Here is a 16,905-nt window from a genome sequence, read left to right as displayed (position 1 = left end):
AATTTTGACTTGGCTCTAAAGATGGCTTCATTTAATGTTGTGAGTTTTTTAAAGGCGGTTGACGAAAACGTAAATGATCCTGTTATGGATAAGCATTACCAAACACTAGCTTCAAGGTACACTGAGTTTTTATATTCAAAGCAAGACTTTGAGAACTATGGCGCTTATCGTTTGAGCAATAAAGGATATACAATAGGTTATATCAACGAAGTTTTCCCTGAGAATGAAATAGTGATATTTAATTCTAATTTTCCACCGACGAATGCAATGGTCGTGGAGAAATTTAGGAAAAAAATTGGTTCTAGTGAACCTCTTCGAATTGCAATTAATAAAGCTTTTTACTCTGCTTTATGGGTCATCGGAAGTCTGATGGGAGCAAGACCAAATGTGTATTCAGATTTAGCGATTGATAGCTGCCTAGACTTAAAAGACAACACCATTGTATCGGAAGAACATAAGGGGCGAGATAACAGATGGAATTTATTTAACGACCGCTGGGTAGCAGTACCAATCATGATTGATGCACTAAAAGTGGTTGAATTGATAGGCGGTAAAGTTTTTCAAAACACATATGTATTTGCAAACGTTGATACCTTAAAGCCAAATGATATAAATACCCCAATGCCAAACCTCGCTCACACTATTAAAAGTGCCTTCTTGGTGTTAACGGGGCTATCTGACAAAGATATTCCCACTAAGCTCAACGGCTATGTATTTAGGCACAGTTTAGCGCATCAAATGTTTAGAGCAGATGTCGGTTTACCTGTTATTTCTTACCAGCTAAAACACATAGTTTCAGCAACAGATGAGCTTTCACGTAAAGGTAAAGTTAGTCAAACAACAATTGGGTATGGCGGTATAGCTAATCAGTTGACAAGCGTCAGTGGTAAGTCTAAATCGTTCGACTTGAGGCATGTTGCTGAATTAGAAGCAGTTAAAGCCAATTTTGATCCGAATGGTAAATACATGGGAGGAAAAGCAGATGAACACCTCTCAAATATAAAAAAGTTTTTCAATGGCTGCATGGAAGCTGGATATTCAGAAGAAGAAATATACGAAGCAATGGTTGATCAAGGTATAGCGATCATTAATGTGGGTAGTGGTTACTGCTTTGGTGGAGTAGAAGATTTTGATGATACCTTGCCATGTATAGGCGGTTTAAGGTGCAACCCAGTACGCTGTCGCAATGCTATAGTGGGAAAAGCAAATGCTCCAAAGTGGCGCGAAATATACCTTGATAATATAAAACTGGTTGGTGCTGCGGGATACGAAGACAGGCAGGATCAAATAATTGAGGCGATAGAAGAGTCGAAAAGAGTATTAGAGTATTTAGGTGAGGCGTTGATCTGATGGCTGAATATGATGAAAAGAATCAAGCACTGTATGAAGAAAATACGAATAAAATATGGGCTGCGCTGGATGCTATAAGTAGGGATAAGAAGTTAGCTGCGACTAAAAATCAACTTGCCGAACTGACTCAAATGCATCGTAACTCTTTCGCAGAAAATGGCTCTAGGGGGTGGGTCAGTCAAGAACTTGAGAGTATTAGACGGAAGCGAAAAGTAGACTTAAATCGCGACAAAGTTAGCAAAAAACAACAAGAAGAAAACTTGCAGAATTTACTCGAGCAATCAAAGCTTGAGATTTTACACTGGTTTACGCTCTACTCTGAGTCAGAAAGAGAATTAGATAAACTAAGAAAACGATTAAACCAGACAAATGAGAGTTTAGAGTGGTACAAAGAAGAACTTAGTAAAGAGCGGAAAGTCCTTCAGGAAAGAATAGAGCTATTGGAGAGCTTAGTTAGTGATGATGGTGGGGAGACTTGAACTTGAACTTGAAGTCTACCCCGTCCTTACTAAACAGCAAATGGATATTTGATTGGTTCGTGGTGTTGGTAGTTTACAACCTCAAAATCATCAACAGTAACCCACGTTTCCAAGTCTTCTAGTGATTGTATTTTGGGATTAATAATCAGTTTTGGAGCTGCATATGGTTGTCGTGTTACCTGCTCTTTCATTAGCTCTAGTTGATCTTCATAGATGTGAGCATTGACAATTTTATGGAACGCCTTACCAGCCTTCAATCCAGTTATTTGAGCTGTAATTTGGAGCAGCCAAGCAACTTGAACTTGGTTGAAGACCAAGCCCAATGGGACATCACAGCTACGCTGAGTGCTGTTCAAATATAGCGTATCACCAAGCAATGAAAAATGGTGGTTGTACATACACGGACGCAAACAACCCATATGGAATTCTCCGACATTGTAGAAAGAGAGGATTTCACCCCGATCATCAATTCCTTTCCTCAAGTCATTGATGATTTTCTTATACTGGTCAATGACAACACCATCTGGCCCAGACCATGATCTACCTTGAACACCATAGACACGACCCATATCATCCTCACCTTTACGGTGTGGATTGTTTAACCACGCCTCATTCAAGTTTGCGTTAGCATCCCATGTCTTTGTGCCGAGCTTGCGAAAATCAGCGGCATTGTCATACCCGCGCAAGTAACCAAGCATTTCAGCTATAGCACTTTTCCAAAAAGCTTTGCGTGTTGTAACTAAAGGAAATTCATTCGCGGCAACGTCGTATTCCAAATCTGCATTAATGATGGTTAAGCAGCGCTTTCCAGTTCTTTCGTTCTCTACCCAAGTGCCATCAGAGATGATTCGTTTACACAAATCTTCATATTGGCTGTAACTAGTTTTCATGTTGTGTACCAAGTATCTTTTCTTTGATCATATCAATTTTATCCTTCGATGTTTACATCAAAACTGACTTTTTGTCTCATTTAACTTGGTAGGGGAACGGGGGTACAAAATCCCTAAGCTCAAAGGCTCGTGACGATGCAGGCCAAGCTATGGGAAGGCTTCCTTCCTAGTTTTTGTTTATACCCGTGATCATTGAAGATGCTTGATTTCTCATAAAATCAGGACCATTCTACGCACCATGAAAATAATACTGACTCCTTAACAGAAACAACAACTCGAAGAGATGCACGATTCAAATCGTGATGGTCGAGTGCGTGACCGCATCAAAGCGGTTTTACTTGCGTCTGAAGGTTGGACTCAGGCGATGATTTCTCAAGCTCTTCGCATTCAAGAATCGACTGTTGCTCGTCATCTCAGTGATTATGTTCTCTCTGAAAAACTTAAACCTGAAAATAGTGGTAGCCAAAGCCGACTTTCTGCTGGGCAAACAATGCAACTTATCGAACATCTGGTTGAGAAAACGTACTTTCATACCCACCAAATTGTCGCTTATGTACAAGCTGAGTTTGGTATCCGTTATATCGTTGCAGGAATGAACAAGTGGCTACATCATCACGGCTTCTCATATAAAAAGCCGAAAGGCGTGCCGCACAAGTTTAATCCAGATATGGGCTTTGTTGCGTAATTCGAGGGAGCTAAATCAGAAGGTTGCGATCTGATCGGCTAAGTAAGTTAATTATCTTAGTCTCATGCCGAAACATCGCTACAAAACAACGAACTGGAAACAGTACAACAAAGCCTTAATCAACCGTGGTTCACTCACTTTCTGGATTGATGAAGAAGCCATTCGTCAGTGGAAGCAGAGCAAACAAGATAAACGAGGTAGACTTCGTCAGTTTAGCGACTTAGCCATTACCACTGCGCTTATGGTGAAACGAGTTTTCTCAATGCCGTTGAGAGCACTGCAAGGGTTTATCGATTCTGTTTTTTCATTGGCTAACGTCCCCATAGTCTGCCCACATTACAGTTGTATCAGTCGAAGAGCTAAGCAAGTCGAGGTTTCATTTAAACCAAAGAGTAGAGGTGCAATACAGCATCTAGCTATTGATGCAACAGGTCTCAAGGTTTATGGCGAAGGTGAATGGAAGGTCAAGAAGCATGGTACTGACGGGAAGCGTAGAGTCTGGAGAAAGTTGCATTTAGCGGTAGACACCAGCACTCACGAAATCGTCGCGGCAGAACTGAGTTTATCTAATGTTACCGATGCAGAAGTCCTCCCTAACTTGCTCAAGCAAACACGCCGAAGAATTATCGAGATATCTGGCGATGGCGCTTATGACACAAGGGATTGCTACGATGCCATACGGTTCAAGCGAGCTGTTCCACTCCTCCCTCCAAGAGAAGGGGCAGCCTTCTGGGAGAATGGTCACCCTAGGAATTTAGCGGTAGGTTGCCAGAAGCTCTACGGCTCCAACAATAAGTGGAAAAAGCGGTACGGCTATCATCAACGCTCACTATCAGAGACAGCAATGTATCGAGTGAAGCAGTTGTTAGGTGGGCGATTAAGTCTGAGAAACTACAATGCTCAGGTTGGTGAAACTTACGCCATGATTAGAGCGCTGAACAAACTTACAGGGCTTGGTATGCCTGAAACTCAGTGTTTTGTATAAGAATCAATCTCAGGCAGTTTGGTTCTCTGATCGAATTACGCAACAAAGCCTATTTACTACAAAAATCTGGTAGCAGAATTAAGGAAGATCCAACTAATTTAGTCAATAACGCCGTTGCCTATTGCCGTTTTGAGTAGCTAATAAAAGCCTTTATTTTACTGACCTTTAGTACTGCCCCTCCCTAAAACATTCTTACATCCTATCGCACAAGATCTCTCATCCCAATAAAAGATAAGTCAAAAGGTACCTTGAATTGTTAAATGTGTGATCAAAATTGTATTTATGTAACGAGATTGTATCTTTTGTATCTATGATTGCATAGAAATAGATTGCACTTCAAAAGGAGTGCTTAATTTAATTCATTAAAGGAGATAAACATGAAAGTAATCATCCCAAATCAAAAAGGTGAGCAAAAAGGTGCTATCCGAGGTAACAAGATCCGTGGGAATAAGATTCGCGCTGACAAGTAAGCCTATTAGCTAGGGTGGTTGCACCCTAGCTAACTTCAATATTGATTTAACATTTCAGGACGAAGTATGTTCTCAGATAGCATCTACACCACGGCTTATGCCAGTCAAATTGGAATTGTGTTTGCTGCGTGCAAGAATGGACGCTTGCTAATGCTGGAAGACCAAGATCTATCTATGGTTTGCTCTATTCAGGCTCACTTTGGTGCTGTAGAGGGGATCTCAATTTGTGAAAAGAGGAAGCTTGTGGCTCTTGTTGGGGGGGACCGTCACATCTCACTTTTCAAATACGACTCCAACCCAGCCAGTCTCGAAAAATTGTCGTACACATGCACGAGAGATCTTGGCCTTAATGATTTTCCAGCGATCCACAGTGTGTCTCAAGCAGTGGATATTTCACCAACTAAAAATGAGATTGCGACAAGAGGTGGCAATAGCTCTCTTATATTTATAGATTTTGAAGGAAATCAGACTCACAGCTTGCGACTACATAATTCCGACATTATTACCGTCAAATATAGCAAGTGTGGTTCATATCTAATGGTCGGCGGAAATCATGGCGAGATTACTATTGTTAGCGACTATAAGGTTGTAGATAACGTTATTCCAGAAGGAATTGCTGAGACTATGCACTGGTTTGAAGAGGTTTCTGAAAACTTCTTTGTAATTGCGTGTGATGCCAGAAAGATTGTCTCGGTCGCAGTAGATCCGGAAACATTGAAGCTATCGACTGCCCAAGGGGATTCTTTTACTAGAGATGACTTGGAGCATGTGACCTATAAGCAAGGTGAAAAATACGCTCTTGCCACCAGCTTTGATCGACATGTCTATAAAGTCGACATCGATACTCTTCAGAATATAGGTGTATGCTATGAGGCCGAATATAAGCTTCGTTGGATCGATTATCATCGCAGTGAGCCAGACGTAATATTGCTACAAGTAAGAAATGGAAGCTTGCAAAAAATCAATATCGCAACAGGCGAAGTTCTACGCAAGTTTCATAAAATGCCTCCTACAATTTGGTCTTGTGAAAAGCTTTCTGATGGCCTTTTTCTCGCAGTAGGTGAAGAGGGAGCCATTATTAATATCGAAAAGCCTAACGCTAACGGTGACCTTCATTTCGTCAAAACTTGTAATGTAGATCTTAAGGGTGGCTACTTTAAGAGATTGTGCATAGGCCATGAAAATGAATTTGCCGCTGGCTCTACAAAAGGTCACTTTGTTTTAAACGGAGCTGATGGGCAGGAAGTAATTGATGTTGGTAGTCCAGTTCGAGATATATGTTACTCAGTTGATTCGAGTACGTATTATTTGTGCCTTGAGGATGGTCGAGTTGTTATGTTTTCTTCAGGTCAGATTCAAACCCTGTGGCAATCCGAAGAGCCTATATGGTCACTTGCTTTAAATCCGGCAGGCAGCATTCTCGCTTTTGGCGAAAGGATGGGACAGATCTATTTGATGGACGTAGGGTCTAGAAAGATTATCGAATCAACGTTCTCAAGGCTTCCAAAGCGAATGAAGTGGGTGGATAACAACACTCTTTATTGCACTTACAGTGATTCAGTGGACAAGATCTACTTTGAAAATGAGCAATGGAATCACTCGCATCGCTTCATAGACCCATCTAGCAACACTGTCGAAGACTTTGTTGTATGGGACGGTTATATGGTTATGATAACGTATGCAAACAGACTGTGGTTGGCTGACACCCTTACAGGGGAGATATTGGACTCAACCTTCTATGGTTCGGAGTACATGAAGTCCATTGTGATGACTAGTGAAAATTCGTTCACCATCCTAGGAAGAAGTGGTTGTGCTATGTCATATCGTATTGATTGCGACCAACTCCTATCTACAAGCATAGACTGGTACAAAGATGACATCTAAAATCCTAATATTTGTATTCTTCAATTTTGTTGCTTCTGTAGCTATTGGTGTTTCTCTGATAGTTATTCCTTGGAGTATCGTGTCCATTGATGGTACGGGAGAGGCGCTTGTTAGTGCTTCTCTGATCACAACCGTTCTACTTGCTTTTGCTTCTCCATTTGCCGGAAAGTTCATCGACTTGTGCTCTCGAAGGAACTTCACGTTTTCGCTATTGCTTTTTATGGGGGTTGCTCTCTATGCAGCGGGCATTGCAATTGATAGCGGTCTTTATAAGGCATTGGTTCTAATGGCTTATTTCGGTTTTACTCAGCTTTTCTTCATGCTCTATTACAATGTGCGCGGGGCGTTTATTCAAGAGCGTTTTTCTGAAGATGAGCGTAATAATGTTAATTCTCTTATGGAGTTTGAAACACAGCTAGCTTCGCTACTTTCATCTGTTATAACTATTACTTTCCTTACTGAAGGACACTTCTCACAAACAATCATTTTTTGTTCCGTTGCGTTAGTTTTAGCGGCGGTCGCCGTGTTGTTATGCTTTAGCTCAAAAGAGGTCACAGGCGACAAAGTAGAGCCAATACAGAAAGAGAAACAGAGCGTTCATAAAATAGTATCAACTTACAAACCTCTTATTTTCTTTGGTGTTGCTGTGAATGCGCCATTTTTAATTGTAATGGCTACAAACATCATAAACCCAGTTTATTTTAACGGTGTTCAGTTATCGGATATTTCAATCATCGCAACGATTAGTGTTGTTTACACAATTTCTGCAATGGTTGGGGCTTCATCATTTCCAAAGTTATCCAAAACCTATCCAATCAATACAATTGTCGCTCTTGCACTGGCCTTGTCTCTTGGGGCTGGTTTGCTGGCAACAGTGGTCGGTGGGGAGATAGCTGTTATTGTTGCTTCCTTCGTTTGGGGTGCAACTAATGCGTTGTGCAAGGTCTCATATAACACAGTGGTAATGAAGCAAGTTGCTCAACATCAAATTGGGCAGTATTTCTCAATCATTCAGGCAGCAATTTACATATTTAGGACACTTATATCTATTGTTCTGTTGAGTCTTATTAAATTTGAAATCTCATTTAATTTGTACGTGATCACGTTAGTGATTTCTCTAGTCGCCTTAATGGTGATGGTGGAGTTTAAGAAGTCTAAGGCCATTTATAGCAAGGAGGCATAATAATGAATACCGTAATCGTATCTGGAAGTCACAGAGAAGGTTCCAAAAGCTCTGCTATTGCGCAGTATATAAAAAAATCAATTGGTTCAAATCATGAAACAACGATTCTTGATCTGGCTGAAATGAACATTCCAATGTGGAATGAAGGTTTCTGGGATGGTACAGCCCAGTGGGATTTCTGGGATGATGTGGCTGCCACTCTAAAGAACGCAGAAGCATTGGTTTTGATAGCACCAGAATGGGCAGGAATGGTGCCTCCAGCCCTCAAGAATTTTTTGCTTCTTTGTAGTGGAGCAGAAATTGGACATAAGCCGTGTTTGATAGTCTCTGTTTCTGCTAGTAAGGGTGGCACAAACCCTGTGCACGAACTTCGAGCTACAGGTTACAAAAATAACCACATCTGTTTCATTCCAGATCATATTATTGTTCGTGGCATTGATGATGATAAATCTCCCGAAGATTGCTTGAGTGTTGAAAGACTAGAGCATCATACGAATATGCTTTTTGCTTACGCAGAGTGCATGAAGCCACTACGAGAAAATGAGCGTGTGATGAACCCTAAATTTAAGTTCGGGGAGTCATGATATGAGTGATGCGACAATATCCTCCCCAAAAGCATGTCAGACTGAAATGACAGACCGAGAGGCAATGGGGCTACCTGAATCATATGTAGATAACAGGTTCGCTTCTAGCTGCGTTCACTTCTCCAATTTGCGTGCTGCCACCAATGAAGAACTGATATCTATATTTTGCAAAGCATCTCAGCCTCTAGAAACTCGGTACGCAGCAGCAAGCTTACTCGGTTTGTATGGCGATCCACGACTGATTGCGGCTAAACCTGCGATGGTCACGATTCCAAAAGGGGTGTACCAAATTGGCATTTCAAAAGCAGAAGCCGAAAAGGTGACTAAAGAATACGAGTTGGTTGGGGTTGAGCTTGCATGGATTATGAAGGAAGTGCCTCAACATGACCAGCAGATTGATGCTTTTGAGATTGCGAAGTATCCAGTTACAAACCAAGAATATCGAGAGTTTTTGTTAGAAACAGGATTCTCTGAACTACCGACTGCTTGGCCGCTTGGTATCTACCCAATCGAAAAAGCAAACCACCCTGTTCACACCGTTTCGCTTGTAGCGATTGATGCTTACATTTCTTGGTTAAACAGCAAGACTGGTGCTGGATACCGACTACCTACAGAGGCGGAATGGGAGGCGGCGGCATCTGGTATTAATCATTCACAGTTTCCTTGGGGTAACACCTTTGACGCTATTCGAACAAATACGGTTGAGACAAAGATCTATCAAACTACGCCAGTGGGTATTTTCCCTAACGGTATTTCTCAGTTTGGAGTCCACGATATGGCGGGAAATGTCGAAGAGTATGTGGCATGTAATTACAAGCCTTACGATGGTGGCGAACTTCAGGTAGATCACCTCAACGAGAACACAGATAAATATCGAGTAGCCAGAGGTGGTAGTTTTGCTCGATTCGCAGATTTAGCAAGAACTCCTAGAAGGCATGGAAAATTCCCTAAGTTTGATCGTGATATTTTTGCAATGGGCTTTCGTCTAGCAAGAACAATATAAGGACATATGATGCTAAAACACAGTGCACCGATTAGTGGCATAGCGACTTTAGATAATAAGCTGGTTGCTACATGTGGTTACGACAACCAAGTGATCCTATGGGATGTGTTAGATGGGAATCCGAGTGCCCTTGGAAAAGCTACACATGACCACTTAGTGAATGCTTGCGATTTTTCCTCTGACGGAAAAATGTTAGTAACAGCAAGTAGTGATTACTCAATTCGTGTATGGACGATTCCAGAAATGCGATTAATCACCTTAATCACCACACACAAAGATGACGTTCTTGATGTGTCATTTAGCCACAACAGTGAGTTTATTGCAGCTTGTTCTTATGATGGAACCTTGTCGGTTCATTCTCTCAAGGGAGAAATTCAGTGTGAAATGCACGGCCATCAAGGCTTGGTAGAGAGTTTTGCATGGAGCGCCGACGACAAACATGTAACTTCAGTTGGAACAGATGGAACAATCAGGACATGGTGCTCTCACACTGGTGCTCAAGTAGGTATCAAAGATGACTCTAACACTGATGTTGATGCGATAGCATACTTGATGAACGGTGACCGTTTGTTTGGTGATAATGATGGATTTATTACGCTTATGTCGAATGAACAGAAGTATTCATTTGCCGCTCACGAAAGTGCAGTAAAGAGTATTGTAGTTAATAAAGCTGGAACAAAGTTTGTTAGTACATCATATGACGGAACATTGGCTTACTGGTATATAGAGTCAGATTTCACAATATCTGCAATCTCACGCACAAAATTACCACAAATTGCATGGCCTAGATCTGTTTCTTTTTTAAATGAAACTACTTTAGTTATGGGCACTTTCGGATCGTGTTTTTTGATGTTTAACCTTGAAAGTGAAAAGTGGTCTGATTATGAAATCACTCCGTCATCAAGCTTGAATGCTGTTCATGTCTCTGGGGACCACATTTATTCTGTTGGTGACTCAGGTGTTATCTTCAAGAACAATCAAATGGTAGCTAATGTAAATTCACTATGTAATACCGTGGTAGATTTTGATGGTGACATCTACGCTGGAGGCCAAGGGTGCCAACTGTTTAGTGTTAGTCATCCATCGGACTTACACTTCACAGATTCACCAATTAACTGTGCTGTGGTCGTCCGAGACAAGCTTGTTGTTGGGACTTATTCGGGAAAAATGTACATCTTTGAAAAAGAATTAAGCGGTAGACTAAACAAGATCAAAGAAGTTCAAGTCCATGAGAACGCAATTAAAGGAATTTCGTTTGATGGTGACTTTGTTTTTTCTGGTTGTGCGGACGGTGAGCTTTCTATTTTAGATATTCATGACTTTGATATCAAGAAAAGTATCGAGGGTGCGCATGAGGGTATTCTCAACGGTTGCGCCCCTTATAGAGATGGATTTGCAACAATCTCCAGAGACCTTCATCTTGGGTTATGGGGGATTAATGGCTTAATCCAAAAGGTTCCTTCTCGTCATTTGAATTCGATAAAATGTATAGCGTCCAACAGTTCCGGAACATATATCGCAACAGGAAGCTACACTGGATTTGTAGATATATATGATCTTGAAAATGCTTGCTGGTTAAATAAACCGACTCGGCTTACAAACTGGGGAATATCTTCTCTAGATTGGAGTGAGTTAGAGCAAGCTTTCTACGCCAGCTCCTATGACGGCAATTTATACAAAGTTGAAGTTTAGGGGGAGTTATGGTCGAACTGAAAGCATCTACAAATTTACCGACAAAATGGGGTGTCCTGTCGCTATCGATTCTCAAAACCACTAACTACGAAGAGCTAATGGTTGTAACAAACAACGTCGCTGGTGGCAAAGTGACCCTGCGAATGCATTCTGCTTGCGCAACCTCGGAGCTTTTTGGCTCATTGAAGTGTGATTGTGCACAGCAGCTAGATTCAGCCTTACAAATGATTGCAGAAGGATCTGGGATGGTTGTCTATTTGCCGCAAGAAGGTAGGGGAATTGGTTTAACAAACAAAATTAAAGCTTACAAGTTGCAAGAGTCAGGGCTAGATACGGTTGAGGCAAATAATGAACTGGGTTTGGAACAAGATAGTCGAGTTTACGATGATGTTGCTGAAGTTTTAACTTTCATGGGTGTCAAAGAGGTCGACTTAATCACCAACAACCCTTTGAAAGTAAATGCGTTGAAGAAGCTAGGAATCCATGTGGCCGACCGAATCCCGACTCTTCATGAAGCAAATGTTTTTAATGAAGGATATCTAAAAACAAAGGCTCACAAGATGGGGCATTTCGACTTGGGTTGATATCGCGATAGCAAAGATAGCTCTTGTGTTACTCAGGCGTTCTTTTGGGGAGGGGTTAAAATGCGTCAAGATCAAAAATATATGTTGGCCGCTATAGAGCAGGCTAGAAAAGATGTTTACCATAATGCCAAACCCAAGGGTTGGGTGCGTTTTAGTTAGCGATGGTTGCATGTGGTTGAAGAGTTTCATCATCGGTCGGGTGAGTTGTATGCAGAGATAGATTACTGGATTCATCGAGGGCGTTCAGAATCCCCCTTAAATTCCCAAATTTTATCAACCCAAGAGTACGTGTGTGTGAAGTGTACAAGCTCAGAAGTCAAAATTGCTGAGCTAACTTGTACTAATTCAGACCTGATCTGACAGTTACCCACTTTTCGACTCGGTGCCTGTCAGATTATATCTGGGCTAGATTCTTTTCAGCCCAGATTGATTTCCCATCTTCTAATGTTTCTATTGGCGTTCTGCCGCAGCACATTTTTCCTTGATGAGTACGATGATTGTTGTAGTAGTCCATCATTCGTCCAGATCTTTCTCCAATTCGTCGATTGAGCCATACAGTTTCTTTCTGAACGTCACTTGGTAGAACTCATTCAATATGGTCTTGTGGAAGCGCTCGCAGATACCATTTGTCTGTGGCGACATCGCTTGTAGTGGTACAGTAAATTTGGCCACCTAAATAGAGGTGTTAAAATACATCTCAGAGACAAATAGGTGACTTTATGACAAATCGCACAAGACGAATTTTTAGTGCAGAGTTCAAACTTGAAGCAGCACAATTGGTAACAGAGCACGGCTATTCGGTTATCGAAGCCGCCAAAGCAATGAATGTCAGTAAATCAGCAATGGATCGCTGGGTACGACAGCTTAAGCAAGAGCAACGAGGTATACCACAGAAGGCTTCTCCGCTTACGCCTGAACAAATAGAAATTCGTGAACTCAAGAAGAGAATCGCCAACCTTGAGGAGCACAATGATATTTTAAAAAAGGCTACCGCTCTCTTGATGTCGGACTCACTGAACAATTCTCGATAATTGAGAAACTCAGGAAGAGCTTTAGCGTAAAAACCTTATGCAAGGTATTCAGTGTTCATCGTAGTAGCTACAAGTATTGGCGTAACAGAGACAAGCGAATATCGCCTGAGCAGATAGAATTGCGCTCTATTGTGAGTGAAATGCATGAGGCCAGTCATGGTTCTGCTGGTGCACGTACGATTGCTGATATGGTGACAAATATTAAGGACATTCCGCTTAGTCGTTATCGAGCAAGTAACTTAATGAAATCACTAGGCTTAGTGAGCTGTCAGTCACCTAAACATAAATACAGAAAGGCCGAACAAGAGCATCTTGAAATCCCCAATCTTTTAGGGCGTCAATTTGCTGTGACTCAACCGAATCAAGTTTGGGTTGGTGATGTCACGTATGTATGGGTTGGCAATCGTTGGATGTATTTGGCTGTTGTCATCGATCTGTTTGCACGAAAACCGATTGGTTGGGCAATGTCGCTATCACCAGACAGCAAGCTAACTGGAAAAGCATTAACGATGGCTTTTGAATCTAGGGGAAGGCCCAAAGGGATCATGTTCCACAGTGATCAGGGTAGCCATTATACCAGTCGCTATTATCGTCAGTTGCTATGGCGTTGTCAGATTAAACAAAGCTTATCGAGGCGAGGCAATTGCTGGGATAATGCGCCGATGGAACGCTTCTTTAGAAGCCTGAAAACAGAATGGGTTCCAACGGCAGGTTATCGTAGTTTTGCAGAGGCTCAACAAGAGATCATCCGATACATTATTGGATATTACAGCCAGCTCAGGCCACATCAGTATAACGGTGGGTTAACGCCCAATGAATCTGAACGCTTGTACTGGGAAAACTCTAAAACCGTGGCCAATTTTAGTTGACCACTACAGAATCGAACATTTCATATAGAGGTTAAGTTTTTAAGTCCGTTCTCTAACTCTCTTTTGTCCACTTGTGAGTTGCAACTATTGGGCCTTCTTAGTTTACCGAAGCCAAGTTCGATTGCACTTTTACTAATGCTAGAGGAGATGTGTACCAGCCCGATCAGATACACCCTTGCTTGTTAACCCCATTTGTATGTATTAGCCTTCGTCATGGGTGTGCATAATTCTTAATGCACAGTGATAATAGCATGCTTCTTTACTATGATTGGCTTGTAAATGCTACAGGTTGTGCATATAGAGTTGGGGTCTAAAATTATATGGCTTGAATTTTAATATGGTTCAGGTCTACGTGTTCCTCGCAATTATGGCGCAAATTACCGGCAAAAAAGCGGGCGTGGCCTACCATAAGATCGTCAATGCGCATATCTATGAAGACCAACTGGCGTTGATGACAGATGTACAACTTAAGCGTGATCCACTACCTATGGCGAAGTTTCATATCAACCCGGAAATTAAAACGCTAGAAGATCTTGAAACTTGGGTTACCTTGGATGATTTCTGGATTGAAGGCTACCAATGTCATGATGCCATCCAGTACCCGTTTTCGGTTTAGTTGCTCTCTCGCATTATTAAAAAGTACTGTTTTCTAGTTGTAAAAAATCCCCGAAGCGTTGCTCGGGGATTTTTTTTTGATCTGTCGTGTGGTTTGTTCGTTACTTAAGCCGTTAGTGCCAGTATACCGCCAGGCATAATGATAAAGACCGATAGTAAATAACCCGCAACGACCGCTTTATTCTTTGTTGCCATCTCAGCAATCATTTCTGCGCCTTTAATTGGCAGTTCACGTAAAAACGGAACACCATAGATCAACACAGTGGCTAATACATTAAAGGTTAAGTGGACTAAAGCAATTTGCAAGGCAAATACCGCAAACTCACCAGAAACGGCCGTTGCCGCGAGTAGGGCGGTAATGCAAGTGCCAATATTAGCCCCTAAAGTGAATGGGTAAACATCGCGTACTTTCAATACACCAGTGCCGACCAGCGGAACCATTAAACTGGTGGTAGTTGAAGAAGATTGAACCAATACAGTGACGATTGAACCTGAAAGGATACCGTGCAGCGGTCCGCGTCCAATGGCATCTTTGAGTATCTCTTTCGCACGACCCACCATCAAACTCTTCATGAGCTTACCCATGACAGTGATAGCCACAAAAATGGTCGCAATACCAAGAACAATCAACATCACGCCACCTACAACTTCACCAAAAGTGATCAGCTGGCCTTTTAGTGCCGTGATAATTGGGCTCGTGATAGGTTTGATAAAATCGAGTCCTTTCATGCTCATATCACCAGTAGAGAGCAAAGGTGACACAAGCCAATGAGAAATTTTCTCTAAAATACCAAACATCATCTCTAACGGTAGGAAAATCAGTACCGCCAAAAGATTAAAGAAGTCGTGAATTGTTGCACTTGCAAAAGCGCGTTTAAATTCGACTTGGCAACGAACGTGTCCAAGGCTAACAAGCGTGTTGGTTACTGTGGTGCCAATATTGGCACCCATAACCATTGGGATCGCCATTTCAACAGGTAATCCGCCAGCCACAAGACCGACAATGATAGAGGTTACGGTGCTTGAAGATTGAATCAATGCTGTGGCGACTAACCCTATCATCAACCCCGCTATTGGGTGTGAGGCAAACTCAAACAGTACCTTAGCTTGATCACCTGTCGCCCATTTAAATCCACTACCTACCATCGCCACTGCAAGTAGCAGTAGGTAGAGCATGAATGCCAAGTTCGCCCAACGCAGCCAGCGAGTGGTACTCGCAATGGGTGCAGCAGTAGTTGTCGCTTGGTTCATTTTCTTTTCTCCATTGACCTTTTGAGTGTTGTTCGGTCTGTTGTTGAATCTGAGCGAGATAGTAGAGAATAATTATTTCATTTATATGACAGTGTGTTTCTCATTGATAACTCTGATAAAAACAAGTTTCACGGTGACTTTTAATTCTTTATTTATTGAATTTTCATGATGTTATGCGATTTTAACAACGTGGAGGAGGAGGGCGAGGGACGCTAGTTTTAGATATTTTATGACGAAGTTGTCATTTTTGAACTCTAACTGCTCGGTATTAAGATTAGCTAACGTTCTTAAGTTCGGTTTTTCCGAGTTAATTGCTCATTTGGCTTGGGTTTGTTATAAACAACGACCAGATAAAATTGAGTGTCCTTATCATGTTTCACCTCAACTACAATCATCTTTACTACTTCTGGATGGTATGCAAGCAGGGATCGGTCACTAAAGCTGCAGAAGCACTCTTCTTGACTCCGCAAACCGTCACTGGGCAAATTAAGGCTTTTGAAGAGCGCATGGATGGTAAGCTTACTAAGCGTAATGGTCGTAGCATTGAACCGACAGAACTTGGGCAACTGGTTTTTAAATATGCTGACCGGATGTTCGGCTTAAGTTATGAGATGCTCGATATTGTCAATTATAGTCAGCGCTCTAATCTGCTGTTTGATGTAGGAGTGGCGGATGCCCTCTCTAAACGGCTTGTCAGTAAAATATTGATGACGACGGTCCCGGCCGATAGCAGTATCCACTTGCGTTGTTTTGAATCGACCCATGAAATGTTGTTAGAGCAACTTTCACAACACAAATTGGATATGATTCTCTCTGATTATCCCGTCGATTCCAGCCAAAGCCCGGGCCTGTTCAGCAAAAAACTGGGTGAGAGTCACATGAGTTTTTTTTGTTCAGGCAAGGTTGAAAATGTCTCTTTTCCAGCCATTTTAGAGCAGAGAAAGTTGTTGATACCGGGAAGCCGAACCGCGATGGGGCGTAATCTATTGCAATGGTTTGACCGTCAAGGCCTGAAGCCGAATATTCTGGGGGAGTTTGATGATGCGGCATTGATGAAAGCTTTTGCGCGTTATCATCATGATGCAATTTTTTTAGCGCCCTCAATCTATGTGACTGAAGTTGGTGATGATCTTCCTTTGCAACTCATCGGTCAGATTGATGATTTAAAAGAAGAGTACTACGTCATTTTTGCTGAGAGGATGATCCAACATCCGGCAGTGAAAAATGTTTGCGATGCAGATTTTAATAATTTGTTTGTATGATGCTTTCACTACTAACGATAAATAGATTACTATCTCATTATCTAGCAATATTATTAATTATCGCTTGCCAAGTAATACTAATCTAAAC

At 41.8% G+C, this 16,905-nt stretch carries 13 protein-coding genes and 3 pseudogenes; 13 read left to right on the top strand and 3 right to left on the bottom strand.

Features of this window, described 5'->3' with window-relative positions:
* Together AACQ17_RS15070 and AACQ17_RS15065 are read left to right on the top strand one after the other, a co-directional pair.
* The coding region (locus AACQ17_RS15070) for a hypothetical protein (RefSeq protein WP_094167721.1) at nt 1-1,350 on the top strand (1,350 nt) is incomplete at its 5' end.
* On the top strand, nt 1,350-1,829 hold the full coding sequence (locus AACQ17_RS15065; protein ID WP_094147510.1) for a hypothetical protein: 480 nt from the start codon (nt 1,350-1,352) through the stop codon (nt 1,827-1,829). The genes AACQ17_RS15070 and AACQ17_RS15065, both read left to right, overlap by 1 nt.
* A gap of 29 nt (nt 1,830-1,858) precedes the next feature.
* On the opposite strand, the gene AACQ17_RS15060 is transcribed toward AACQ17_RS15065, so the two are convergent.
* A complete protein-coding gene (locus tag AACQ17_RS15060) occupies nt 1,859-2,719 on the bottom strand; it encodes a thymidylate synthase (protein WP_094147509.1) in 861 nt (286 codons plus the stop codon).
* Nucleotides 2,720-3,002: 283 nt separating this feature from the next.
* Here AACQ17_RS15060 and AACQ17_RS15055 point away from each other — a divergent pair.
* The 8 genes and pseudogenes from AACQ17_RS15055 to AACQ17_RS15020 form a co-directional block, all read left to right on the top strand.
* Nucleotides 3,003-3,380: pseudogene (locus AACQ17_RS15055) on the top strand (winged helix-turn-helix domain-containing protein); the annotation flags it as partial.
* 88 nt (nt 3,381-3,468) lie between these two features.
* Nucleotides 3,469-4,389 carry an IS5 family transposase gene (locus AACQ17_RS15050; protein WP_094147508.1) on the top strand — a complete coding sequence of 307 codons (921 nt, stop codon included), beginning with the start codon at nt 3,469-3,471 and terminating at the stop codon, nt 4,387-4,389.
* A gap of 536 nt (nt 4,390-4,925) precedes the next feature.
* Nucleotides 4,926-6,743, top strand: a complete 1,818-nt coding sequence (locus AACQ17_RS15045; protein ID WP_094147507.1) for a WD40 repeat domain-containing protein — start codon at nt 4,926-4,928, stop codon at nt 6,741-6,743.
* Complete coding sequence (locus AACQ17_RS15040; RefSeq protein WP_094147506.1) at nt 6,733-7,926, top strand: MFS transporter; 1,194 nt, start codon at nt 6,733-6,735, stop codon at nt 7,924-7,926. The genes AACQ17_RS15045 and AACQ17_RS15040 overlap by 11 nt, the downstream gene beginning before the upstream one ends.
* A 2-nt stretch (nt 7,927-7,928) precedes the next feature.
* Nucleotides 7,929-8,510, top strand: a complete 582-nt coding sequence (locus AACQ17_RS15035) for an NADPH-dependent FMN reductase (RefSeq protein WP_094147505.1) — start codon at nt 7,929-7,931, stop codon at nt 8,508-8,510.
* Nucleotide 8,511: 1 nt separating this feature from the next.
* Nucleotides 8,512-9,513, top strand: coding sequence for a formylglycine-generating enzyme family protein (locus AACQ17_RS15030; RefSeq protein ID WP_094147504.1), 1,002 nt, complete (start codon nt 8,512-8,514; stop codon nt 9,511-9,513).
* A gap of 6 nt (nt 9,514-9,519) precedes the next feature.
* Entirely contained in the window at nt 9,520-11,205 is a 1,686-nt protein-coding gene (locus AACQ17_RS15025) for a WD40 repeat domain-containing protein (RefSeq protein ID WP_094167720.1), read from the top strand.
* Between the two features lie 8 nt (nt 11,206-11,213).
* Nucleotides 11,214-11,789, top strand: a complete 576-nt coding sequence (locus tag AACQ17_RS15020; RefSeq protein ID WP_094147324.1) for a GTP cyclohydrolase II — start codon at nt 11,214-11,216, stop codon at nt 11,787-11,789.
* Nucleotides 11,790-12,183: 394 nt separating this feature from the next.
* Here the strand turns inward: AACQ17_RS15020 and AACQ17_RS15015 are convergent.
* A pseudogene (locus AACQ17_RS15015) lies at nt 12,184-12,437 on the bottom strand (integrase core domain-containing protein); the annotation flags it as partial.
* 71 nt (nt 12,438-12,508) lie between these two features.
* Here AACQ17_RS15015 and AACQ17_RS15010 point away from each other — a divergent pair.
* Nucleotides 12,509-13,689 (top strand): IS3 family transposase gene (locus AACQ17_RS15010; protein WP_094147325.1). Its coding sequence is split into 2 segments (ribosomal slippage): nt 12,509-12,776 and nt 12,776-13,689, totalling 1,182 coding nucleotides; the frame shifts between segments, so codons are not numbered across the junction.
* 322 nt (nt 13,690-14,011) lie between these two features.
* Nucleotides 14,012-14,305: pseudogene (locus AACQ17_RS15005) on the top strand (thymidylate synthase); the annotation flags it as partial.
* A gap of 104 nt (nt 14,306-14,409) precedes the next feature.
* On the opposite strand, the gene AACQ17_RS15000 reads toward AACQ17_RS15005, so the two are convergent.
* Nucleotides 14,410-15,555, bottom strand: a complete 1,146-nt coding sequence (locus AACQ17_RS15000; protein ID WP_017047902.1) for a Na/Pi symporter — start codon at nt 15,553-15,555, stop codon at nt 14,410-14,412.
* A gap of 371 nt (nt 15,556-15,926) precedes the next feature.
* Here AACQ17_RS15000 and nhaR point away from each other — a divergent pair, with 371 nt between their 5' ends.
* The gene (gene nhaR, locus AACQ17_RS14995; RefSeq protein WP_026027442.1) at nt 15,927-16,817 is read left to right on the top strand and encodes a transcriptional activator NhaR; all 891 of its coding nucleotides are present in this window, start codon (nt 15,927-15,929) and stop codon (nt 16,815-16,817) included.
* Nucleotides 16,818-16,905: the final 88 nt, after the last annotated feature.

Origin of the sequence: Vibrio sp. V10_P2A27P122, assembly GCF_963874335.1 — a bacterium.
GTDB classification, from domain to species: domain Bacteria; phylum Pseudomonadota; class Gammaproteobacteria; order Enterobacterales; family Vibrionaceae; genus Vibrio; species Vibrio anguillarum.
The sequence above is the reverse complement of the archived record's forward strand: the minus strand, read 5'-3'. Positions and strand labels throughout refer to the sequence as shown.

Excerpts from the sequence above, each read along its gene's own strand:
- AACQ17_RS15065 (WP_094147510.1), top strand. The coding sequence starts at position 1,350 with ATGGCTGAATATGATGAAAAGAATCAAGCACTGTATGAAGAAAATACG.
- AACQ17_RS15060 (WP_094147509.1), bottom strand. The coding sequence starts at position 2,719 with ATGAAAACTAGTTACAGCCAATATGAAGATTTGTGTAAACGAATCATC.
- AACQ17_RS15050 (WP_094147508.1), top strand. The coding sequence starts at position 3,469 with ATGCCGAAACATCGCTACAAAACAACGAACTGGAAACAGTACAACAAA.
- AACQ17_RS15045 (WP_094147507.1), top strand. The coding sequence starts at position 4,926 with ATGTTCTCAGATAGCATCTACACCACGGCTTATGCCAGTCAAATTGGA.
- AACQ17_RS15040 (WP_094147506.1), top strand. The coding sequence starts at position 6,733 with ATGACATCTAAAATCCTAATATTTGTATTCTTCAATTTTGTTGCTTCT.
- AACQ17_RS15035 (WP_094147505.1), top strand. The coding sequence starts at position 7,929 with ATGAATACCGTAATCGTATCTGGAAGTCACAGAGAAGGTTCCAAAAGC.
- AACQ17_RS15030 (WP_094147504.1), top strand. The coding sequence starts at position 8,512 with ATGAGTGATGCGACAATATCCTCCCCAAAAGCATGTCAGACTGAAATG.
- AACQ17_RS15025 (WP_094167720.1), top strand. The coding sequence starts at position 9,520 with ATGATGCTAAAACACAGTGCACCGATTAGTGGCATAGCGACTTTAGAT.
- AACQ17_RS15020 (WP_094147324.1), top strand. The coding sequence starts at position 11,214 with ATGGTCGAACTGAAAGCATCTACAAATTTACCGACAAAATGGGGTGTC.
- AACQ17_RS15000 (WP_017047902.1), bottom strand. The coding sequence starts at position 15,555 with ATGAACCAAGCGACAACTACTGCTGCACCCATTGCGAGTACCACTCGC.
- nhaR (WP_026027442.1), top strand. The coding sequence starts at position 15,927 with ATGTTTCACCTCAACTACAATCATCTTTACTACTTCTGGATGGTATGC.